19 protein-coding genes are annotated in these 21,785 nt (G+C 45.6%); 15 read left to right on the forward strand and 4 right to left on the reverse strand.

Features of this window, described 5'->3' with window-relative positions:
* Positions 1 to 3: 3 nt before the first annotated feature.
* Together AABK39_RS26630 and AABK39_RS26635 are read right to left on the reverse strand one after the other, a co-directional pair.
* Entirely contained in the window at positions 4 to 927 is a 924-nt protein-coding gene (locus AABK39_RS26630; protein WP_338396199.1) for a ParB/Srx family N-terminal domain-containing protein, read from the reverse strand.
* Positions 908 to 1,669, reverse strand: coding sequence for a ParA family protein (locus AABK39_RS26635; RefSeq protein ID WP_338396200.1), 762 nt, complete (start codon positions 1,667 to 1,669; stop codon positions 908 to 910). Before AABK39_RS26635 ends, AABK39_RS26630 begins: the two co-directional genes overlap by 20 nt.
* A gap of 157 nt (positions 1,670 to 1,826) precedes the next feature.
* Between AABK39_RS26635 and AABK39_RS26640 the strand changes: the two genes are divergently transcribed.
* The 12 genes from AABK39_RS26640 to AABK39_RS26695 all read left to right on the forward strand — a co-directional run bounded on the left by AABK39_RS26640 (position 1,827) and on the right by AABK39_RS26695 (position 13,785).
* Complete coding sequence (locus tag AABK39_RS26640; RefSeq protein ID WP_338396201.1) at positions 1,827 to 3,551, forward strand: tetratricopeptide repeat protein; 1,725 nt, start codon at positions 1,827 to 1,829, stop codon at positions 3,549 to 3,551.
* Positions 3,552 to 3,746: 195 nt separating this feature from the next.
* Positions 3,747 to 4,004 (forward strand): type II toxin-antitoxin system Phd/YefM family antitoxin, encoded by a 258-nt coding sequence (locus AABK39_RS26645; protein WP_338396202.1) that lies wholly within the window; start codon positions 3,747 to 3,749, stop codon positions 4,002 to 4,004.
* Positions 4,001 to 4,255, forward strand: coding sequence for a Txe/YoeB family addiction module toxin (locus tag AABK39_RS26650; RefSeq protein WP_338396203.1), 255 nt, complete (start codon positions 4,001 to 4,003; stop codon positions 4,253 to 4,255). The genes AABK39_RS26645 and AABK39_RS26650 overlap by 4 nt, the downstream gene beginning before the upstream one ends.
* A 198-nt stretch (positions 4,256 to 4,453) precedes the next feature.
* Positions 4,454 to 5,206 (forward strand): DNA-processing protein DprA, encoded by a 753-nt coding sequence (locus tag AABK39_RS26655; RefSeq protein WP_338396204.1) that lies wholly within the window; start codon positions 4,454 to 4,456, stop codon positions 5,204 to 5,206.
* 169 nt (positions 5,207 to 5,375) lie between these two features.
* The gene (locus AABK39_RS26660; protein ID WP_338396205.1) at positions 5,376 to 5,783 is read left to right on the forward strand and encodes a hypothetical protein; all 408 of its coding nucleotides are present in this window, start codon (positions 5,376 to 5,378) and stop codon (positions 5,781 to 5,783) included.
* A gap of 12 nt (positions 5,784 to 5,795) precedes the next feature.
* Positions 5,796 to 6,233 carry a hypothetical protein gene (locus AABK39_RS26665; RefSeq protein ID WP_338396206.1) on the forward strand — a complete coding sequence of 146 codons (438 nt, stop codon included), beginning with the start codon at positions 5,796 to 5,798 and terminating at the stop codon, positions 6,231 to 6,233.
* On the forward strand, positions 6,230 to 6,700 hold the full coding sequence (locus tag AABK39_RS26670; RefSeq protein ID WP_338396207.1) for a toxin-antitoxin system YwqK family antitoxin: 471 nt from the start codon (positions 6,230 to 6,232) through the stop codon (positions 6,698 to 6,700). Before AABK39_RS26665 ends, AABK39_RS26670 begins: the two co-directional genes overlap by 4 nt.
* A gap of 146 nt (positions 6,701 to 6,846) precedes the next feature.
* Positions 6,847 to 7,881 (forward strand): ISAs1 family transposase, encoded by a 1,035-nt coding sequence (locus AABK39_RS26675; protein WP_338391371.1) that lies wholly within the window; start codon positions 6,847 to 6,849, stop codon positions 7,879 to 7,881.
* A gap of 1,630 nt (positions 7,882 to 9,511) precedes the next feature.
* A complete protein-coding gene (locus tag AABK39_RS26680; RefSeq protein WP_338396208.1) occupies positions 9,512 to 10,957 on the forward strand; it encodes an NADase-type glycan-binding domain-containing protein in 1,446 nt (481 codons plus the stop codon).
* Positions 10,954 to 11,622 carry a M15 family metallopeptidase gene (locus AABK39_RS26685; RefSeq protein ID WP_338396209.1) on the forward strand — a complete coding sequence of 223 codons (669 nt, stop codon included), beginning with the start codon at positions 10,954 to 10,956 and terminating at the stop codon, positions 11,620 to 11,622. Before AABK39_RS26680 ends, AABK39_RS26685 begins: the two co-directional genes overlap by 4 nt.
* A 556-nt stretch (positions 11,623 to 12,178) precedes the next feature.
* A complete protein-coding gene (locus AABK39_RS26690; RefSeq protein ID WP_338396163.1) occupies positions 12,179 to 12,985 on the forward strand; it encodes a hypothetical protein in 807 nt (268 codons plus the stop codon).
* Positions 12,982 to 13,785 (forward strand): VanW family protein, encoded by an 804-nt coding sequence (locus tag AABK39_RS26695; RefSeq protein WP_338396164.1) that lies wholly within the window; start codon positions 12,982 to 12,984, stop codon positions 13,783 to 13,785. Before AABK39_RS26690 ends, AABK39_RS26695 begins: the two co-directional genes overlap by 4 nt.
* A 127-nt stretch (positions 13,786 to 13,912) precedes the next feature.
* Here the strand turns inward: AABK39_RS26695 and AABK39_RS26700 are convergent, their stop codons facing one another.
* A complete protein-coding gene (locus AABK39_RS26700) occupies positions 13,913 to 15,346 on the reverse strand; it encodes a hypothetical protein (protein ID WP_338396165.1) in 1,434 nt (477 codons plus the stop codon).
* A 212-nt stretch (positions 15,347 to 15,558) separates the two neighbouring features.
* The gene (locus AABK39_RS26705; protein WP_338396166.1) at positions 15,559 to 16,152 is read right to left on the reverse strand and encodes a hypothetical protein; all 594 of its coding nucleotides are present in this window, start codon (positions 16,150 to 16,152) and stop codon (positions 15,559 to 15,561) included.
* Positions 16,153 to 16,723: 571 nt separating this feature from the next.
* On the opposite strand from AABK39_RS26705, the gene AABK39_RS26710 reads away from it, so the two are divergent.
* From AABK39_RS26710 to AABK39_RS26720, 3 genes are all read left to right on the forward strand, one after another.
* Positions 16,724 to 18,919: an outer membrane beta-barrel protein gene (locus AABK39_RS26710; protein ID WP_338396167.1), complete on the forward strand. Its 2,196-nt coding sequence runs from the start codon at positions 16,724 to 16,726 to the stop codon at positions 18,917 to 18,919.
* 478 nt (positions 18,920 to 19,397) lie between these two features.
* Positions 19,398 to 19,874: a MarR family winged helix-turn-helix transcriptional regulator gene (locus AABK39_RS26715; RefSeq protein ID WP_338396168.1), complete on the forward strand. Its 477-nt coding sequence runs from the start codon at positions 19,398 to 19,400 to the stop codon at positions 19,872 to 19,874.
* Between the two features lie 383 nt (positions 19,875 to 20,257).
* Complete coding sequence (locus tag AABK39_RS26720) at positions 20,258 to 21,736, forward strand: KamA family radical SAM protein (RefSeq protein WP_338396169.1); 1,479 nt, start codon at positions 20,258 to 20,260, stop codon at positions 21,734 to 21,736.
* Positions 21,737 to 21,785 lie beyond the last annotated feature (49 nt).

Consider the following 21,785-nt stretch of genomic DNA (forward strand, 5'->3'; position numbering starts at 1 on the left):
TTATTATTTTTTGGTTTTGGCGACAGCCTGGGAGAGCATCCAGCGGATTTCGGCTTTTGGGTAGCCGGATTTGATCAGTTGGCGGATCACTTGTTCGGTTTTGTCGTAGGCGCTGTTGAGCTTTTTTACCTCTTCGTTGCTTAGTCCTTGCTGGATTACGCGGTCCTTGACGGGCATGCGGAGTTCTGTGGTCTGGTTTTCCGGTGCCCCGGTTTTTGGGTCCGTCTTCGGTTGAGTTTTGGCGAGGATAGCTTCCGGCGCCACTTTTCCGGCGGCGATAGCTTGGAGGTCGGCTTTTTTGATTTTGGTTTCTCCCTTGAGAACCGCCTCTTTGGTCTCGGGCGCTATTTCGCCGATGAGGTCAAGACCTTGGGCGTATTGGGCGGCGTTGCGTACGGAGCGGTCGGTCATGTCGTTTTGCAGGCCGATCTCTTTGGCTTTGTCGCCCGTTCGGAAAAATTTTCCTAACGGTTCCTGCTGTGTTTTGGCGTCTTTGATTTTCTCGTGGTTGTAGCGCAGGCCCACGTAGTAGGTCCGTTCGGCTTCGGTGAGGTTCCTTCTGCCTAGCTGGTTGTCGATCATCCAGTCTTTGGCCTGATCGATGGTTTGGATGTCGAGGTTTTTTTCGGAATAGTCCACCCGTGCGCCTTCGCTTTGGATTTGCTGTATGGCTTTCCAGCGGTGGTGGCCGTCGACAAGGACTTTTCGGCCGTCGAGGAGGAAGGTTACGAGAGGGTCGCGGACGCCTTCGTTGCGGATGTTTTCGAGGAGTTGTTCGAATTCGTGTTCCCTATGGGGGCGAATGAATTTTTGGAGTTCGGGGAGGATGTCGAACTCGTCGACGGCTTTTTGGGCCATCATGGCGAGCGCTCCGGTGTTTTTCGGGCTTGGTTTGGCGTTGAAGCTGCTAGCGAATTTCTTTTTCATGCTGCGTGAGTTGGTTTACCTCTGTGGCGAGGCTGGTGAAATCGTCGGCGCTGTTGGACTGCGGGGCGTAGTCGAAGATGGACTGTTGCATGGAAGCGCATTCGCCAAGGTGTTTGTATGACCTGATGACGGTGTCGAGGACGGGGTAGTGCTGGCGCATCATGGCCTCGAACTCGTTTTGGTAGGTACGTACGGCCTTGTTGCTGATGAGAACGCCGAGGAGGTTCAGCTCCTTATTGCCGTAGCGCTGGACTTCTCCGATAAGCTCGGTGAGGGTCAGGAGACCGTCGGAAGCCATTTTGGATGCTTCGCAGGGTACGAGCACGTGCGTGGAAGCGTTGAGGGCGTTGAGCGTGAAAAAGCCGAGTGAGGGCGGGCAATCGATGAGGATGTAGTCGAAGGACTGTAGCTGTTCGAGTTTTTCGCGCAGGAGCAGGAAAGCGTTCATACGGCCGGCGTATTCGGATTCGGCGCGGGCGAGTTCGAGGTTCCCCGGGATGATCGAAAGGTTTTCGGTTATGGGCGCCACGGGCGTTTCGCCGTTGCGGATGATGGCGTCGGCGATAGTCGGCTGACCGTCTTCGGGAACGGCGTCGAGGTGTGCGGTGAGATTGGCTTGCGGGTCGAAGTCGGCGAGCAGTACGCTGAACCCTTGTTTGGCCAGCGCCGCGCCGAGGTTGGCGGTGACGGTAGTCTTGCCTACGCCGCCTTTGTGGTTTATGATGGATATGATTTTTGGCATGGATGAAAGTTCGGGAATTTTTGGAAAGGTTGAAAGGAGCGGGGCCACGGAATGCCCGGCAAAAGGGGTATATTCGTTCCGGTAATATTAATCTCCGCCCGGCAGGACGACAACGTTTATTATTTTGGGGCGGAGCTGACGTTTTTTAATTGTTTTTATGAAAAGTGTAGCGACGGAAAACCACGCGGAAGAGATCCGGAATTTATACGAACAAGGCAAAAGGGAAGAGGCGCTGGAATACGCTATCGGGGTTTACGCCGATTCCGGCGAAGGCTTTGAAGAAGTTAGGGATTGGGCCGCAAAGGCCGATACGGCGGAACGCTTGACGATTTTGGCGTTGGCCCTTTGCGCTTCGCATGATTATAAAGGCGCCAAGAAGACGGCGAACAGGGGGATAAAGGCTTCCGAAGAGGAGGTGAGGGATTCCGTGCAACAGGGCCTGGCGGCGGGCATACTCCGCGGTTTGGAGAGAATAGTAGAGGATTACGGAGAGGCGGTAGGCGTCAAGGCCAATAACCACCATACCTATCTGGTCAGGGGCGAAGCCAAGGCGGGATTGGGAGACACAAAAGGCGCTATAGCCGACTACGACAAGGCGATAAAAATCAAAGAGGACTTTTGTTGGGCCTATAACAGCCGGGGCGAGGCCAAGGTGAAATTGGGAAAAAGGAAAGAGGCCATAGCCGATTTCGGGGAAGCCATAAAATACAAGGCCGACTGCTATCCGGCGTATTATAACAGGGGACTGGAGCGGTATGAAATCGGAATGAAGGAAGAGGCCATAGCCGATTTTGGCAAGGCCATCGAATTCAGGCCGGACCATTATCTGGCATACTTCGACCGGTCTTGCGCACAGTACGATCTCGGAAGATACGGCGAGGCGGAGGCCGACTGCGATAAGGTTATCGAAATCAAAGACGACTATTACCAAGCCTATTGTAACCGGGGTAACGCCAGAAACAAGCTGGGGAAGACAGAGGAGGCCGTAGCCGATTTTGACAGGGCGCTGGAACTTCGCAAGGATTATCCCACGGCTTACTTTAACCGGGGGAACATGAAGTACTGGCAGGGGAAATACCAAGAGGCGATAGCTGACTATGACAAGGCTTTGAGCCTGAGAAGGAAGGACAGCAAGGCTTATTACAGCCGGGCGACTTCGAAATATTTCCTTGGCAGATACAACGAGGCCATCTCCGACTACAACAAGGCCATCAGGTTCAAGACCGACTACTATCAGGCGTATCATGACCGAGGTCTGGCGAAACAACTGCTGGGAAGGAACGAGGACGCGATAACCGATTACGGTAAGGCCATCAAATACAAACCGGATTTTCGGAGCGCCTACGGGAGCCGGGGCAAAGCCAAACTAAGTTTGGGCATGTACGAGGAAGCCATAGCGGACTATGACAAAATGTTAGAGATCGAGGCCGACTATATAGCCTATTTCCATCGTGGCTACGCGAAGGGACTAGCCGGTAAAGGCGAGGAGGCCATGGCCGATTACGACAAGGCGTTGGAGCTCAAGCCGGATTTATGGCAAGCCTACAATAACCGGGGCGACGCGAGATCGAAACAGGGACGGTATGAGGAAGCCATAACGGATTTTGACAAGGCGATAGAGGCCCATGGGGAAAACCCGATGGCGTATTGCAACAGGGGCAACGCGAAACTTGAGTTAGGAAGGTACAATGAGGCTATAGGGGATTATGACAAGGCTATCGGGTATAATCCGGAAAATTACTTGGCGTACGACGGCCGGGCAAAGGCCAAGGAAAAACTCGGAATGACGGAGGAAGCCAAGGCGGACTACGGTAAGGCTTTGGAGCTTAATCCCAAAACTAAGGAAGTTGATGGGAAGTCCGAAGAGGATAGCGACGAGTAATCTTGTGTTACCATTCGCAAGGGGAGAGACAGGGCATGCCCGTGTCTCTACAGTTTATATTTTGGAATATGTACTGAATGTGATGTTAGTCTGGATAGGGGCGGAAAGGTTTCGTTCGGATATTTTTTGTGATTAGGAACTTTTATGTACTTTTAAGCGTACTTATATTTGTACTTGAATTTAAATCATGAATTTATGATAGCTGCAAATTATACGGAGTTCCGGAAGGATTTGAAGAAATACCTTGACCGAGTGGAAGAGGATGGCGAGACGTTGATCGTGAAGCGGGGATCCGGCGAGGGTACGGTGACGATTTCGATGAGGGAATATAACGCGATGTTGGAGACGATGCATTTGATGAGGTCCAAGGCGAACGCGGAGCATTTGATGCGGTCGATCGGGCAGGTGGAGCGCGGCGAGACTGTAAAGGGTAAACTGATCGATCCGGAATGAACGTAGTTTTTTCGAAGGAGGCTTGGGACGACTATGTGAAGTGGCAGTCGGACAAGCGGGTTTTAAAGAAGATCAACACGCTGATCAAGACGATTCAGCGGACTCCGACGGAGGGAGCCGGGAACCCGGAGGCGTTGAAGCACGTTTTGTCGGGGTATTGGTCAAGGCGGATTGACGGTGAGCACCGGCTGGTGTATTCGTTTTCGGATACGGAGGTGGTGATTGTTTCTTGCAGGTATCATTATCGGTGAGGTTTGTTCCTATATGATTTTTTGGGCAGAATCGTTTTTGTGTGACCATATTCTCGGGACCATCTTCGGGGAGAGACAGGGCATGCCCTGTCTCTACGTTTTTTTAAAATTAAGACTGTAAATGGCTGTGGTACAGCAACATAGGTTGTTTGTTTTTCGTTTATAATGTATGGGTAAGTGGTTGTTTTTTAAGGGTTTATGTTGAGTGATTTTCCTATAGAGCGTGTTGGGATTGACGATCCGGAATATCCTTTGGCTTTGCGGGATTTGGGAAAGTCGGCGCCCGGGGTTTTGTATTTCAGGGGGGATTTGTCTTGTCTGGAATCGGGGCCGGCTGTGGCCGTTGTCGGCAGCAGGAGGCTGAGCGGTCACGGGCGCCGGGCGGGGGACAGGATCGTGTCGGAGTATTTTGTGAGACGAGAGGGTTTCGTCACTGTCAGCGGTCTGGCGCTGGGTTGCGATACGGTGGGCCATCTGGCTTCGGTCCGTTGCGGCAGGCCTTCGGTGGCGGTGATGGCTACGGGTTTGGACAGGGTTTATCCGGACGGGAACCGCAAGTTGGCGGAGAATATTTTGCGTGCCGGAGGGGCTTGGGTCAGCGAGTATCCGCCGGGTACGGGGCCCGACAGGTCTAGGTTTGTGGCGCGCAACAGGATTCAGGCGGGGCTGAGTCACGGGGTTTTCGTGATGGAATCGGGAGCCAAGGGCGGGACGATGCATACGGCCAAGTTTGCGGAGCGGTACGGGAGGCCGGGGGCTTGTCTGGCGAGCCATTTTTTGCCGGAGTTCGCTGGCATGGTTGATTTGGAGGCCGTGGCGGGAAACCGTATTTTGATGGACAGGGGTTGGCGCGGGCTGGATTCGGAGCGGTCGGTAATGGAGTTTGTGGTTGAGGTTTTGGTTTGGGATCGGGCCCGGAGGAAGGTTGGCGGGCAGATGGAGATTTTTTGAGGAGAAGGGCTTTGGATCGAGGAAGAGTTGATAAGTATGGGTTCAACGGCAAGGAAAAGGACGAGAACGGCGAGTGGGGCGGGGATACGCACTACGATTACGGGTTCAGGATTTATAATCCAGCATAGGGAAGTTTTTGAGTGTGGATCCGTTGACGAAAACTTATCCTATGTTGACGCCTTATCAGTTTGCCAGTAACACGCCTATTCAAGCGATTGATTTAGATGGACTTGAAGCGGTTATAGTTATAAATAGTCCATGGTATCTTGAACATAAGATTCTCCCCGCCTTAAAAAATGGAGACGTCGCAGAAGTCAAAAGGTTATTATTCAAGGTATTAGGAGACCCTGCAAAAGATGATTATCAAAAGGGAGTGTTTAACAATGAATTTGCCGCTTCTTTCAGTATAGACCGCTCTTTCACGGGTATCGCGGTTTATGCACCAGATGGTCAAGGGTTATTTAAAATTACAGCCCCATCGACCAAACAGGGGGGTATGGTCAATCAAAAAAGATCAAATAAATTCTCTGGTTGGTTTTCAAATTGCAAACTTCCAGACTGGTTGTCTGCGGACTAGTTCCCAAAAAGTTTGTTAGAGGATCACCAAAAAGGTAGTATTGCTTGGGACGGAGGAAGTGGTGTTGCTTCAACTGGCACAACGGCAAATTTTTCTGTTATAGAGAACATAGGTCCCGCATTAGGAGCTTTTTCAGCCGTCGGAAAAATGGCTGTCACAACACCTAATAACTGGGGAGAAGCAGTGAAAGAAGTTACAGCCATGGTGGTTCATGGAGCTGTGAATGATATTGAAGCGGTAAAGAAGCTCATTCCTGCTGGAGAGAACATTAAATTTTATGACATTTGTGATGGTCGTGGTAGCGTAGGCTATAAAGGTGATATAATAGGCAATACTAACAAATCTCCAATAATTGACACGACAGAATCGAAAAATACTCGTAGATCCGTATATGAGTTCGGTAAACTTTACCCAGATAAATACGAGTCTAAAAATTATATAAAACCATGATTAGATTTGTGATAAAACCCCAATACTTTATATTGATTGTGTTGATAGTTTTTTTTTCATGTAAAAAAAATGAGAAGAGAATCGACGTAGTTTCATATCACACTAATGGTAAAATTAGTACTATAATTCCATACAAAATATATGAAGATAAAGATTCATTGATGGACGGAGTTATCCGTACATTTTACAAAAATGGAGCGAAAAAAGATATTCTGCCCATACACGAAGGTATCCGGAAAGGTGCCTATATTGGCTATCACCTAAACGGTAATCTTAAGGTTAGTGGGGTGATGAAAGATGATAAGGAGGATAGTATCTGGTATCACTTTAAGGAAAATGGAAGCTTAAGAAAAATGGTTTATTTTGATAACGGAGAAATCGTTCACTCATATTCTTATAAAGATGCAGGGCCTGTTCATAAAGCGTCTGAGAAAATAGGAGCTTACCACCATGAATTGCAATTTTGAATTACCACAAACAAACTTGCGGTTGATGGATAAGCTCCCAAAAAAACGAAATTAATCAATACTACCTCCAGTTACAACTAAGCCTTGTAGACCACAGGAACGCCAAGGGGAAGAAGCACGAACTGGCTTTTGTCGTACTGTGCTTTATGCTTGCCGTATTCAGGAGCGGAGGAAAACTCAATTTCTCACAGATTCACCGCTCAATGAAAAGGGATCACGATTATTGGCGGGATTTCACAGGTGGTAAAAGTAAGTGTTGTGTGAGCCGTGTTCAACTCCGAAGAATCCTGAAGGATACAGATATACAGGGACTTAAGGCGGTTGCTGAAACCACTTTTAACGCAAACGAAACTATAGATCCGCAAGCTCTTCAATGGTTTTCGATTGACGGTAAAGAACTCCGGGGGAGTATCGACAAATCCTCAGGGGACAAACGCGGGGAAAGCGTGGTTCTGGTTACCGCGCAAGAAGATAAAACCAGCAAGGTTGTAGGCTACTATTCGGGTACCAAAGACTCCGAGCGGGGTATTGTCGACGAATATTTTGAAACTCAATCCGGTCTTTCGGGAACGGCTTATACGATGGATGCCCTTCACAATAATTCCGGGTTACTGGAGGGAATCCATGGAAAACGGGGCGTCTACCTTTCACAAATAAAAGGGAACCAGAAAATACTCCGTGAAGACCTTCGAGACATGGAGCGGAGATCAGAATGTTTGGATTATAAAAAGACCGTCGAAAAGGGCCATGGCAGGATCGAAACAAGAATATACCGGACCTACCCGGTGGAAACGGGATGCTTGGAGCGTCGCTGGTCGAATACGGGGATGAGCTGCTTCATACGGGTAGACCGTACCCGTAAAGTCGTTAAAACAGGAAAAACATCAAGCGAGACATCATACTACGTCAGCAATATAAATACCGGTCTTATTGATCAATACAACTTGCCTAACGCCGTAAGGGGACACTGGTCCGTAGAGGCAAACAATAATATGAGGGATACGAACTTCGGAGAGGACGGGTTAAGGAGCCTTGTCTCTGGTATACAGCAAAGTGTTTCATGTATTTTGACTGCTGTAATGAATATTTTGATCCAAAGGAACGCTGGTGAAAATATGAATGAAATGCGAGAGGAGATCGTAGCAGATATAAATTCTATTCACCAATATTTTAATAGATAGACCTTTATGAACAAGCCCTGTATAAAGATGGTAAAGTAAAAAGTTTTCGTTTTTTCAACCCTGAAAACAAACTAATCTGTGAAAGAATTTATTCTGAAGACTCAACCTTTAAACAACGAGGGAAGATAGTCCCTTTTATCAATTGGTATGATATGGAAAGCCTTGATAGAGACTTTTTGTATAGAGATGAACCATTACGACTAAAAATTAGTGTCCCTAGACCCCCATATTCAAAAGTTGAGTTTATTACGAAATTAGAGCCTATTGATTCGATCTGGGACTCCTTTGACGTTGATCCTGCTTACTACTATAGAAGAATTAGGTATGTGCACGAATTGGGCTTCATTGGAAAAGCATCTCTGAAAACTAGAATTATTATTACCGATTCTTTAACTGGAGAAGGTAAGTTTTATCAGCACACATATAGCTTTGACGTAAAAGATAGACCTAACAGTACCCAATAGATTATTTCAGCGAAACAAGTATTAAATTTATGTTGAATGGAAAATCCGGCGCACCTAAACACGCCGGATTTTTTGCGTTTGATGGTTTTCATTTCAACAAAGACTTTCCCCGGAAAGAAGAGAAAAAAAGGGAAAAAAAAGAGAAGAAAGGAGCCTTTACATTCGGCCGGGGGCCGGGGCTGTTAGGAGCGACGGAGGAGTGGATAATAGCTCCGGTTTTCGGACGTTCCCGTGGCGTTTTCTGCTCTTTTTCGTTTGTTTTTCGGCGGGGCGGGTTTCGCTACGCGGTTTTTTAGGGGTGTTTCTATTCTTGTTTTTCCGATCTGTTTTTGTTTGACCATCTGCGTGTGAGACAGGGCATGCCCGTGTCTGTACGTTTGCCGGGTTATTGTCTTTTGGGCCTATGGCCCTTTTGGGGTGGTGGTCGGGGATGTGGACGGGCTTCGCTTTTGCGAAGGCCCTTGGCGGCGTCAGCCGCGCGAGCCGCCTGCGAGCGGAGGGAGGGTGGCGGCCGAAGAGCCCGGAGCTTGCGCAGGGCGTGGCCGGCCTTGTTTGTCCGTTTCCGAAGTATTGCGGAGGAACGGACAAACACGAGGCGACCTACCTGCCGGAGGCTTTTTTTATTCGATCGCCGATGCCTGACCGACTACGCAGGCGAGCCTAACTCTGGCGCTGGCTGGGCCGGCGGCACAGGGGGAAGCGCCGTGAGGAGGAGGGCCCGGAAAGCGGGAAGCGTTACGGCTTTTTGTAACGAAGTGGAGGAACCCGTAGGGCGGCTTGCCTGCCGGAGCTTGCGGAGGCTGGGAAGACGAGCCGGCGCGATTGCCGCTCCGGGCTTGACGACGAACACCGATGGGCCTGTTTGTCTCAACTGGGGGAATTGTGGGATACGGGACGTAGGGTGTCGCTGTTTTTTTGGAGACGGTTGGTTTTTACAAGCAATAAAGGAGTTAGCAAGGGGGAACACGCAACCGAAGGAATAAACGTATGAATGAAACACGGCACAGCATGATGGTGTGATGGAGAAGGTGATAATTATGGCTATAGAACCTGTTAATATGGAATATGAATCCACATTACGATTCGTATAAACATTATTTAGTTCAATCATATAATGATTTTTTGTAATTAGACTTTTTATTTATGTAATTTGATTTTGAATTAGTTTGACCGTTTTAATTTATGAGATAGAAGAAAGCTTCTTTTATATAATTCTGATTTTTGAAATGAAAATCCTTACAATACTGTTTGTACTTTTTTCGCCACTTATTGTATGTGCGGAAAATGTTCTCCCCATTAATCGATTTTATGCGACTTCCACCCAGTTACCGCATTCCGATTTTTCGGCATACCATTGCTTTGATGGCGAAACGGAAACCTTTTGGCGTACATTGCCGGGATCAGGGCCGGAGGAAGGCATTATGATTTATTTGGACGAGCCCACTTATATTGATCATCTGGATATCCTTGACGAAAAAGGGAATGAAATTAAATCTATAGGATTATATTTTGATGGTAAGACCGCATGGGGAGGTACTTCTGTAAAAGATAAAGTCTTATCGCTATTCATAAAAGCGCCATCTAATTTTAGGACGGTTATAATGGACGAGGAGGGATTAGAATATAGTGTTTTTTCGGAATCCGATTTTTTTGCTATATCAGAAATCCGATTTTATTCAAATAAAAACGATCAATACGATTTACGATTACCCAAAATTGTAGACGCGTCTCTAAAAGCGTCGAGCAGTCTGAGTCCCGAAGTGGCTTATGGTGTGTCAAACCTGGTGGACGGTATAAAGGAAAACGCTTGGGTGGAAGCCAAAAAGGGTTTGGGCGTAAACGAGGAATTAGGCTTTTCATTTGACCATGATATCAAAGTGAATCAAATCAGAATTTGGAACGGCTACCATCGTTCCGAGGAACATTACAGAGCAAACGCAAGACTCGCCTCCTTCATGGTTGAGGATGAGACCGGAAAGGCGCAGCAATTCACCTTTTCCAAGGGGGATGATATCAAAACATTTCAATTTGAAGAACCATTACAAGGAAAATCCTTCAATTTGAAGATATTGTCCGCATATAGAGGAACGAAGTATGAAGACTTGGTTATCAGTGAAGTACAATTCCTATATCAGGGAGTTCCTTATCAGATTAAAACTACCACTGAAGAGACAAGAGTAAAGAAGAATCGCGCACTCCAAAACGGAATTATTAAGGCCGTACTGGATAGGAACCTGAATATGTCTAAGTCTTCACGCAAGGAAAAAGGGGGGATCGAACGTCTTGAATCTTCTAGCAGATCCATTCTATTGCGCTCCAATCATACTTTTGTACTTTATGAAAGAGAGACCGAAATGTTTTCGACTGAAGACGGTCTCGATGAGAATAGCAATGAAGAGATCATAGCGGATGGCAGTTGGGAGCTGAAAAATATCGCCGATGACAAGGTTACGGTTCGTATTTTCGGAAAGATGTTCGAGCCTCAGACCCGTAGCGATTTATACAAAGGCGAGGTGGAAAATTCGAGTTTGAGGATCTTTCAAGATTTTATTACGATTACTCCGAATACTTTGAAAGGCAGAAATGTTGTAAGCCCAATTCCACTAAGATGAAAAAGACCCTGAAGTTAGTGTTATGTTTTGCCATATTGATCGGTATTCAGACTGGGCAGGCGGAACCAATTTTTCGGACGAATCATATTCTTTCCGAATCATTCATTCATCAGCCAGATACTGGCTTTGTCGATTTAAAGACATACGACTCTAATTTTTCTTATGACTTTCGGTATGCGACCACGAATAACTTTTTAAAAGAAAAGGTTTATGATTGCGTACAGTGCCTTCTCCGAAAAGATGTGGCGGAGGCCTTGGTTAGAGTAAACGAAAAGTTGAAGGCGAAGGGATACCGCATAAGGTTATACGATTGCTATAGGCCTAAAGGTGTGCAGCGAAAGATGTGGAAGATCAAACCCGACGCCCGCTATGTAGCTAATCCGAACGCCAAGGGATCGTCGCATAATAGAGGGGGGGCTGTTGATTTGACATTGGAAACTCTGGAAGGAAAAGTGTTGGATATGGGAACCGATTTCGATCATTTTGGAAAACGGGCGCACAGTGACAATAATACACTTCCAGCACAAATATTAAAAAATCGAGAATTGCTTCGTAAAACGATGATGAGCGAAGGTTTTCGACCGATAAGAACCGAGTGGTGGCATTTCTATTTTGAAAACGCAAAGAAATATTCAATCTCTAATTTCCCTTTTGACTGCCAATAGGCATTGGGAATACCTTTTTTTATTTATCGGAGCGCTGGTTTACGCTACTATAGCCTTTTCCCAATCTGTTTACGCGATGGGCTGGGACAGCTATTTCTATATCTTACAGGCACAGACTTGGGAAGAGACGGGGAGCCTGCATTCGGAACGTTATAATCTGATTTATCCGCTTTTACTTTTGATCAATGTTTTTTTTAATGATCAAGAACTCTCATATAAAGCACTTACGATCATAGCGTTCAGTCTATTGCCTGTGATTAGTTATAAACTTTTGCAAAAACTGAATGTAGCGAGAGATTGGGCGTTTTGCGTTTCTCTTTTGATTTTGGTGAATCCGCATAGTTTGTATTTCGCTTCGCAGTTTACCAAGAACCTTATCGGAGTTGACTGTTTTTTGTTATTCGTATTATCGCTTCAATCAAAAAACATAAAATTCCAAATTATCTCTTTTGCCTTATTAGCCTTTAGTCATAAACTGATGTTGGTTTTGGGCCTGTTGTATTTTGGATTGACTTGGTTGTTTCGGTGGTTTCCAAACAAAAGGCTTTTGTTCATAATGAGCCTTGTATTTATTCCAATAGGAATCTTTTCTGTTTTGTATTTTATAAAACCCGCTTATTTAGCCAGCCAACCCGTTCTTCCTATATTTTCTTTTTTCGAAAGTCACGAAAAAGCGCTAACTCCGGTTTGGAAGGTTCTTCTGTTGTCGTTAAGTGCCATAATAGTGTATGCTTGGTATCGGGCACTTAGGTTTCCAGGCCGTATTAATAAGTTCCACTACTCTATTTTGATAATTTTTTTCATCCTCAATACCCCTTTTTTAGTTTGGGATACTTTGGGCTATTCTTTTCGTTTATGGATGGTTTTTGGCATTATGTCGCCTTTTGTTTTGTGCTTTGTTCGTATGCCAGACCGTTGGGCGCTTACTCTTTCCGGTTTGCTGGTCTCGCTTTCTTTTTATACGGTTCGGACGTATCAGCCTAAAAAGCATGATCCACCTTATAAGCAATACGCTTTTGTATCAGAAGAAATGAAAGGACTATATGCCGACTATCCGGTTGACCTGCTAATCTGCCACAAGTCATTGGCCGAATATATTTCCTTTCGGAATAGGACGGATGTGCTTCCATGGAATATTCCAGACAGTTCCGTAAGTCCGAATACTTACCGTTTAGCTTTTATACCCAAGCGTTTACGCCGACAATTCGAGCGCTTGGTAGAACCGTTATTCGCTCAAAAAATCACTTCAAACTATTATTTAGTCAAAGAATCCGATTGGAAGAACGTTATTTTGGAAGGATTTAGCATAGAAGAGCGTCAAATTCTGAATACTTGGAGAAACCCATTCCAGATAAGGAAATGAAGATAGAAAAACCGATTAACCGTGGCAGGCTAAGACGCTTCTTGGGTAAGGAATATTTTATACTGAAGAGAAAATGGGAGTGGCTGTTTTCTGGTAAAAGATGGTGTTCGGAACGCGTAAAGGAGCGTTTCCCCCATCATGTATTTTCGCATAAAAGTATGATTCTTCGACCGCTGAAAGACGTGGAAATGTACTTGCAGGAGAATAAGCGCACAAATCTCCGCTTGGCGGTGGAAAAGCTTGACGGTTTGGTAATCAAACCGGGCGAGACCTTCTCCATCTGGAAGAATGTAGGAAGGCCCACTAAAGGCAAAGGATACTTGGAAGGCTTGGTTTTGGTGAATGGAAGCACGGGGAAAGATATCGGTGGCGGATTGTGCCAATTGGGGAACCTGCTATTCTGGCTGTTCGCCCACAGCCCATTGACGATTACCGAAAGGTACCGCCACGGATATGACGTGTTTCCGGATGTCAACCGAAAGATTCCCTTCGGAGCCGGAGCTACTTTGTCGTATAATTATATTGATTTGCAGGCGAGAAACGATACGTCGAGAAGTTTTCATTTGAGTTTGTGGCTGGACGATACCCATTTACACGGTGCTTTGACTGCAGATCAGAAAATGGACATGAAGTTTAGGGTTGAGGAACGTAATCACCAAATGAGCCAGCAATATTGGGGAGGTTATTCCCGTCATAATCAAATTGTTCAAATCATTGAAAATCACAACGGAGAGGTTGAGGAGAAATTATTGGTCGAGAATCACGCGATTATGATGTATAATCCATTTTTGGAGGAGTAGGGGCGGATGGTTCGTTCTATTGGTATTATTTGCTAGATGACACGGCAGGGTCCAGCCTCTGTTATATAGCTGTTGATAGGGAATATACAAGAAGCTGGACGATCCGTATCTAGTGAATCTTATTTATTTACTGGGGTGATGAGGGGGACGGAAGGTTTACGCGCATATAGAAGTGTTTTTTGCTATTAATTACATTGCTCTTTCTTCCCAGTATTATCGGTCTCTTTTTGTCTTCGATATCAATACCCGACAGATAAAGCAATGTGTTTTTTGGAAGTTGGTAATTGCTTTTCCGGGTGTTCCCGTCCGCATCTATGGTCAGATGGAAATAGGAGGGAATACGCCCCTTCTCGTTCTCTCCGTATATGATCTGGTAGGTATCATCTAATTTGATTAGGGAGAATCCTCCCGAAATCATGTCGAATAGTGTAGTGAATTTGTCTATTCTTTTTTCCAGAACGATGTTACCGTCAGGGGAGAAATCCGTGATCAAAATGTCTTTACATCTAGAGATGATGATTGTTGGCCCTGTTTTTCCGCTTTGTTTGTATTGGACGGTGAGTTGTTCCCCAACCAGAATAGCCCCTCCGTTTTCTTGGGGAATCAAATTTCGATAAACAAGGTTGTTTATACCTTTCTCTCCCTTTTTGATCACAGTATTTTTTTCTTTTCCCGATATTCCCTCCATGATGGTGTATTTTTGAAAGGGATTGTACTTGGAGGCAAGCACCTTACGGTTTTGCCCATCTATTTTCATAAAGAATGTGCCGTGGGCCTCCTTCTCTTTTTTGTCGTTGCCGTAGAAACCGCAATAAAATACTTCGTCAGACTTGTTGGAGGCAATGTCAACCGAAAAGGGCGATCCGCCCTGAAGTCCCGGGAAATATTCGACAGGGCTGTACAGGTTGTCATAACATCCAAATATTTTGTAGTGGTGGGGAGCTCCTTTTTTATCAGACTTCCTGTTTTTTATCCTTGCCAGCAAAAAGGGGGTTCCGTTATTGAGTACAATGCAACTTGATACCGACAAGTCTTTGGGAGAATAAGGCAAGGTGAGTTCCGTTTCCTTTATTTTCTCAAGTGTATGGTCCAGCAAGACGTAGCTGATTCTTAGGTTTTCTTTTTTTTCAAGTGAGTGTACGGCAAGTACCATAAGCTTTGACTTGTCTTGGGACTCCTTGATAAAAAAATACCCTGACCGGAGGCGGTTCGCCATGCCAACTTCTTTCACCAAGCGGACTTTACCCGCAGGTTTGAGAGTTTCGGGATGGAGGAATTGCGCAAAGAGAAAGCGTTTCTTCGTTTTTCCATTTCGGAAAGTTGAGAATATGACAGGCTTTCCCCCAATTTTTCTGGCCGAATGATAAAACAGATGTTTTCCTTTGGCTTCAAGGGGTATAGGGACCCTTTTGGTGGTTACTAATTTGTTGTTTACCCGTTCTATTTCACACTTACTGGAAGCAGAGCGTCTGGAATTACGCACCATATAGAATCCGGATTCATCGTTGCCAAAAATTTGGGAAACGGTACTATTGATTCCAATGTCGAAGTCGGGACCCATCTGAGTGGAAGGTTGAATGTCTTGAGCCCAAACCAAGGGAAAAGCGTGGACCAGTATGACAAGTATTATCAATTTGACGGAAAGCTTCATTTCTTCTCTAGAAAAATAAGGGAGTAATAAATAGTGTAGAGTAAATGGTAAGGCGTAAAGAAACCGTTCGAAAACGTCACCTTTTGCCTAGATGACCTAATTCGATAATAGGGTTTATTAGATCAAAATCTATAGCCTACAGACCCGATAAGGGCGAAATATACGTTGAGGTGATTGTTATCGAATCTGTCGGGGTGAGGAGTGTCGAAATTTCTGGAAGACCACCCTATCCTGCATCCCAGATCAGCGATCCATTGACCGTAGCCAAGGTATCTGTAACCGAATAGCAGACCGTAGTAATTCAGGGCCACATCGCCTTTTTGCCAAGCGTCTTCGCCATTCATCCTGTAGTTGCCACGTTGGTATTCCATACCCGCAAACAGTTCCGCCCAGTCCACTACGGGAAACCACCGTTTGGCCCTGAACGCAATATTATATCCCGAGGGCGAGGATATTTCTCTCTTGTTTTTGCTTAAAAACAAGTCTGGCCTGAAAACTTGGGCGCTGATTCCCGCTTCCAAACTATATCTGTCCGAAATTTCCGTCAGCCGGCGTTCCAGATATACGGCTGCTTCTCCATTAGTTAAGGCGCCCAGATCATATTTAATTGCGTATTTCATCTTGGATATCCCTCCGTCATCCAGAGCTCTATCAAGGTCTGTTTGGGCTAAACATACGACAGAGAACAGTAGCAAGATGATTGTTATGAAGGCCATAAATATTGACCTTTTTTGTATGTGCGGAAAAACAGGAACGCACAAAGCGGATGTATTCATGTTACGTGATATACATGATGGCTAAAAATACTCCAAATGGGCGAGAGAGTAATATTTCTATAAAACAATGCGATTATAGCTATATAATATGTTATTTGAAATATGTGTTCATGTTAAATTCGGTTTTTTATATCTTGAAGCCCGAATCTTAGGTTTTGATTTGCATACTAGCAAGGTTGGCGAAGCAGTTTCATTCATTATTTTTCACTCTTGATTTGAATTGATATTATTATGTTTTTAGCATTAAAATCAAGCAATTACGAAAACGTTTTCGTTGATTTTTTTATTTAGATAAAAACAGTAAATAGGATAAAAAATAAACAACCAGTTAATTACGTGTGTATGGTTTGTGTCGAACGGATTCGAGTCATATATGCAGAAGCACAAAACGATTTTTAAATACTATTTTTTGGATAAGGGTCTCTTTAAAGAGATTTAGACCAAGACTTCTGCTTTTATTTTGATTTTAAGAAGATTTTGGCCCGCAAGGGTTAACCAACTTTTTGACGATATGAAGCGATATGTATTGTTTGTTTTGCTGATTATGGGCTATGGTATTGTTCAGGCTCAGGATATCCGTTATCATATATTGGATGGCGAAAGCGGGAAGGGCGTCGACAAGGCCCAAGTGGGTTTCTTTGACCAAGAGGGGCGCACCCTCAGTGTGGCGCTAAGCGATTCGGCTGGATACGTATCCGTAACGGCTGAGACCCGAAGAAAGACCAGTTATGTATTGGCCCACTGTATGGGATATACCCAGGCCAAGATAAAATTCGAGACATTAAAGCGCACGGGCACAATATCATTGACGGCGGATCCAGTAGAACTGGAGGCCGTGACAGTGGCTACAAATAAAGAAACATTAACCGTTAAGCCTGATAGGCTGGTGTTTACGGTGACTCCGGGCGTGCTGAAACTTTCGCCGACGAGCATGGACTTGCTGAAGGAGATTCCGAACGTGACCGTGAGATCCGACAACAGTATCCGGATCAAACATTACCAAGGGGTGGCCGTGTATATAAACGGGGTTATAAGCCCGGAAGGGGCGAGAGCGTTGCAGTCCTTGGCACCGGAACAGATCGAACGGATAGAGGTGATCACGATGCCGACTTTGGAATATCGGGGACCGAGCCTTTTGGTGTATACGAAACGGATGAAACTACACGGGATTGAGAGCTATACCCGCCTAGAGGGGGCAGTGCCATGGCTTGGGCAACTCAACGGCAGTCTCAAGGCGAAGATAGGCGGGAAGACGAATTTCACGGGGAGTTACTTTTTCCAGTCATACAATTACTCTGATGAACGGACCAATGATGTATACAAAGGCGAAACCTTGGAAAGCGCGCAAGGGTACACCAATAATACCAAATCACCCTATAGTTATGATATATATTTAGGGGTTGAGTCTTACCCTACGGATGACAGTTATTGGAGTATGTCTTACAGAATAGAAGGAAAGAACGATAAATATACAAGGGAAGGAGAAGGGGGAAGGGAAATCAGTACTGATCGTCAGGTGTTTATCCCAGTCAGTTTTCATGGGGAATATTGGAAAAAATTCACGGAAAATGACATGCTTAGAGTTAAGGGAAACTATAGGAACACCCCTTTAATAAATACAGCTTATCAATATGCGGGATACGCCCCTAATGAGAGAAACGGAGAGACCGACTATAACTGGAAATATTATGGCGCCAACGTCACCTACACCAGAACGGCGGGACGCTATCAGTGGAAAGCTATGTTTGGGGGGGAGAATGACGAGAATAGGTCCGAATACGATTTTGGCGGCGTAACGGGTGTCAAACAGCAAGTCCGCACTTTGGAGGCAGAATTGGGATTGGAAGGCAAGTGGGACAGCTGGTCCTTTAGCGCATACGCCACAGGCCGTCAGATTTTTCTGGATTCGGAACCGGTAAGCGACGGAGAGGAGTTTCATCGCAATTATACGATATTTGGCCCTAATGTGAGCGTATCGCATAAGCTGAACGATACGCAGAATATACGATTGCAGATTAGCCGTGGTGTAGGAGCCCCGGAAACGGAGCAAATCAATCCCCAGCTGTTGAGAACGGGGTTCAACTCGATTACACAGGGAAACCCGAATCTGGATTTGGTTGTGAATGACAAAGCGGAATTAGAGTATAACCGCATGGGAGACCGGTCCAGCTTTTCGGCTACGGCCTATACGAGCGTTGACCGGGATTTTATCACGGGAGTCATGCGTTGGGCGCCGGAAGAGGAATCGAACATAAATACTTACATAAACAACGGTACCCGAACGAAAGCGGGAATCAGCCTGGATTATAAGTACCGGAAGGACTGGTTCAGTTTCGGTTTGTCACCGAACATGTTTTGGCAGAAGTTGCGTAACAGCGAGGCCAAACTGACTGTTCCTGACCCGTTGAACCTTTACGCTTTCGGATTCTGTAAAGCGAGATTGCCCAAAGGGTTCCAGCTGGGTGGAAGCGTATTCTATATGCCGGGGGAATATGACTTACAGATGGAGCAGGAACACTTTTATTCGATAGATTTCGAGTTGAACAAGTCCTTCGGCCCTTTGAACTGCAAGCTGTATACCCAGAACCTGATCAGCAAAGGCACACTAAAGACATATTATATGGAGGAGGGGTACAAGCAGGATAGTTACGCTTCCAATTTGTCATTCCTGAAGCTGTCGGTGAGTTATTATTTTGAGAAGGATTAGGTCCTAAACCGTAGATTTCATACCGGGTGCTCCGCCAATGCGAAGGCCAAGAGTCCGTCTTCCGTAGCTTTGGCGGCAGGCGGTAGCCTATTTACCCGGTCCATGCTTCCGGAAGGTCCAGAGTTGGCGGGAATTCCGCGACTCCGGGCATGTAAAGCCCATTTTTATTTTCTTCAGAACAATTGGGTATTATACCTTTTCTGCTCGGATCCGTCAAAACATAATCGACTCGCAATTTATTATTCCAATAATTTCGATCTTATCACAACAAAATAGGCCAATTAGAGCGGATTCAGTGTATTATTTCAATATTTCACATACATTCGGAAGCTGGGCTCTGTTAAAGAATCATCGTTTTTAATAAATTAGAGCTCCTCTTGGTGACTAAGGAATACCCGAGTCTACATTTCGGGAGGGTTGTAAACCGGTATCATTTGGTGAATGGTACCTAGTGGCTGTATTAATTCAAATCCATTAAATGGACTCACTAGATATTATTGTAAGTATCCGTAAGATCGTGCGTTCCTTGAATCTGGAATCTAAATCCATCCAAAAGGATTTCGGATTGAGCATCGCGCAATTATTATGTTTGGGGCACCTGCAGAGCAATCCGGGCTACCGGTCGACACATAAAGAGCTGATGAACTTGCTCAGCCTCAACTCCAGTACGATATCGGGAATCCTTAACCGGCTGGAAAAGAGGGGATATATAGCGAGGGTGAGCAACGAGGTGGACAGAAGGTCAAAGTCCATCATGCTGACGGCCTCGGGTATAAAGCTGTTGGAGGAAACGCCCAACGTACTCCATGACAGGTTAGCCGACCGTTTGGATAAATTGTCGGAAGACGATAAAAGCATGGTCGACAAATCGCTTAAGATTATTATCTCGGCGATGGAGATAAAGGGCATGGAAGCGTCTCCGCTACTTACACCCGAAGAACCCATAGACCCTTAATTGGTACAAAGTAAATAGTAAAGCGTAAAGAGATTGCTCGAATAAAAGTTAAAGGCTTAAAAACCAGCACATTAAATATACGAGCTTCTTCTTCCAAAACATAAATTATTTTACTGGGTGTACTTAAGAATATAAGAACACCAACTAGTGGAAAGCCTCTTGACTCAAGCGTTTGTCAAGGGGCTTTTTTTGTTTCAAGAGTCTTGATGAATGCCTTCAAGGTATTTGTATTGGGGAGTGGAAGTGGATTCCAATTTAGGTTTGTTAACGCAGTTTCATCGAAATTATCAAATTAAGTTCTATAGAATATAATTAGGTTCTATAGAACACACTTTTTATATTTGCTTGCGTTTATCCAAGATTATTATCTAATAAAACCTATTATGCGTTACACCGAACAAGATATATCCACCATCCAAAAAGCGGAAACCTTTAATGATTTACCTAATGGCATTTCAGACATTGAAGGTTTGGAAATTCTTGATAAACAGCCTATTCCAGACCATTTGAAAGATTCCGTAAGTTCTGGTGACCTGACGCATAGACTATTTGAAAGCGAATCGTTTTGGGAGAAAATTCCGGCGTTTAAGGGAGTGAGCGAAGAAGAGTTTCTCAGCATCAAATTCCAAAATAAGAATACGGTCAGAAAGCTCGAAAAGCTTGAGCAATTCATAAAAGATCTTGTAGACGATAATTTTCTTGATCAGGTAAAGGAGGGAATGCGTCGTTCGCCCATGAACCTAAGCATATCGCCTTATATCCTGAGTTTGATTGATTGGGACAACCCATGGACTGACCCGCTCCGTATACAGTTTATCCCCGTCAATTCGGGTTTCGAGCCAGACCACCCCAAATTGGCGCTTGACTCTTTGGGTGAGCAGGGCGATTCGCCCGTCGACGGCCTTGTGCACCGTTATTTCGACAAAGTGTTGTTCTTGCCTTTGGACGTATGTCCCGTATACTGCCGTTTTTGCACCAGAAGTTACGCCGTTGGTGGCAACACGGACAGCGTTGACAAGAAGCGTTTCAAGAACGCGCCCGAAAAGTGGAAAGAGGCCTTTACGTATATCGCTTCGAGGCCTGAAATCGAGGACGTTGTTATTTCAGGAGGAGACGCATATATGTTGGCTCCCGACCGACTCCGCCTGATCGGGGAGACCCTGCTGGAGATACCGCATGTACGCCGTATGCGTTTCGCTACAAAAGGACCGGCGGTAGCTCCGATGAAGATATTGAGCGACGAGGCTTGGACGCAGGCTTTGGTAGAAGTAGTCAAGCTTGGAAGGGAAAAGGGCAAAGAGGTTGTGTTGCACACCCATTTCAACAGCGCCAACGAAATCACCGACATCACGCGCAGGGCTATGCTCAAGCTTTTCCAAAACGGCGTGACGGTGCGTAACCAGAGCGTATTGATTAAAGGCGTCAACGACACGGTGGATACGATGGTTGAGTTGATCAGAAAGCTATCGTATATGAATGTGCAGCCTTATTATGTATATCAGCATGATATGGTGACGGGCACCGAGGATATGCGTACCAGCGTAAAACATACCGTAGAGCTTGAAAAGGCCGTTCGGGGTATTACCGCCGGTTTTAATACGCCATTGTTCGTGACCGACGCGCCCGGCGGCGGCGGAAAAAGGGATGTCCACAGTTATGATTATTATGATGAGACGACGGGTATAAGCGTATACCGAAGCCCGAGTGTCGACGAATCAAAACTCTATTTATACTTTGACCCTATCGAAACCCTGCCTGTTGAGGGCAGGAAGTTATGGGAAGACGAAAGTCTGCACGAAAAATTGATAGAGGTGGCTATCGAGAAATCAGGATACTCGAACCTGGAGCCCGTGATCGGTTAAACGAAAGCGAGACTTTATCAAGATTTTCGTCCGCACGCTCGAGCTTTGA

The sequence above is a fragment of the Fulvitalea axinellae genome, from assembly GCF_036492835.1.
In the GTDB taxonomy this organism is placed as follows: Bacteria; Bacteroidota; Bacteroidia; order Cytophagales; family Cyclobacteriaceae; genus Fulvitalea; species Fulvitalea axinellae.

What these genes read in the sequence shown, in the direction of transcription:
- AABK39_RS26645 (WP_338396202.1), top strand. Translation starts at nt 3,747, where the DNA reads ATGATAGCTGCAAATTATACGGAGTTCCGGAAGGATTTGAAGAAATAC.
- AABK39_RS26670 (WP_338396207.1), top strand. Translation starts at nt 6,230, where the DNA reads ATGATTAGATTTGTGATAAAACCCCAATACTTTATATTGATTGTGTTG.
- AABK39_RS26720 (WP_338396169.1), top strand. Translation starts at nt 20,258, where the DNA reads ATGCGTTACACCGAACAAGATATATCCACCATCCAAAAAGCGGAAACC.
- AABK39_RS26675 (WP_338391371.1), top strand. Translation starts at nt 6,847, where the DNA reads ATGCTTGCCGTATTCAGGAGCGGAGGAAAACTCAATTTCTCACAGATT.
- AABK39_RS26710 (WP_338396167.1), top strand. Translation starts at nt 16,724, where the DNA reads ATGAAGCGATATGTATTGTTTGTTTTGCTGATTATGGGCTATGGTATT.
- AABK39_RS26660 (WP_338396205.1), top strand. Translation starts at nt 5,376, where the DNA reads ATGTTGACGCCTTATCAGTTTGCCAGTAACACGCCTATTCAAGCGATT.
- AABK39_RS26695 (WP_338396164.1), top strand. Translation starts at nt 12,982, where the DNA reads ATGAAGATAGAAAAACCGATTAACCGTGGCAGGCTAAGACGCTTCTTG.
- AABK39_RS26635 (WP_338396200.1), bottom strand. Translation starts at nt 1,669, where the DNA reads ATGCCAAAAATCATATCCATCATAAACCACAAAGGCGGCGTAGGCAAG.
- AABK39_RS26715 (WP_338396168.1), top strand. Translation starts at nt 19,398, where the DNA reads ATGGACTCACTAGATATTATTGTAAGTATCCGTAAGATCGTGCGTTCC.
- AABK39_RS26705 (WP_338396166.1), bottom strand. Translation starts at nt 16,152, where the DNA reads ATGGCCTTCATAACAATCATCTTGCTACTGTTCTCTGTCGTATGTTTA.
- AABK39_RS26700 (WP_338396165.1), bottom strand. Translation starts at nt 15,346, where the DNA reads ATGGGTCCCGACTTCGACATTGGAATCAATAGTACCGTTTCCCAAATT.
- AABK39_RS26685 (WP_338396209.1), top strand. Translation starts at nt 10,954, where the DNA reads ATGAAAAAGACCCTGAAGTTAGTGTTATGTTTTGCCATATTGATCGGT.
- AABK39_RS26690 (WP_338396163.1), top strand. Translation starts at nt 12,179, where the DNA reads ATGAGCCTTGTATTTATTCCAATAGGAATCTTTTCTGTTTTGTATTTT.
- AABK39_RS26655 (WP_338396204.1), top strand. Translation starts at nt 4,454, where the DNA reads ATGTTGAGTGATTTTCCTATAGAGCGTGTTGGGATTGACGATCCGGAA.
- AABK39_RS26650 (WP_338396203.1), top strand. Translation starts at nt 4,001, where the DNA reads ATGAACGTAGTTTTTTCGAAGGAGGCTTGGGACGACTATGTGAAGTGG.
- AABK39_RS26630 (WP_338396199.1), bottom strand. Translation starts at nt 927, where the DNA reads ATGAAAAAGAAATTCGCTAGCAGCTTCAACGCCAAACCAAGCCCGAAA.
- AABK39_RS26640 (WP_338396201.1), top strand. Translation starts at nt 1,827, where the DNA reads ATGAAAAGTGTAGCGACGGAAAACCACGCGGAAGAGATCCGGAATTTA.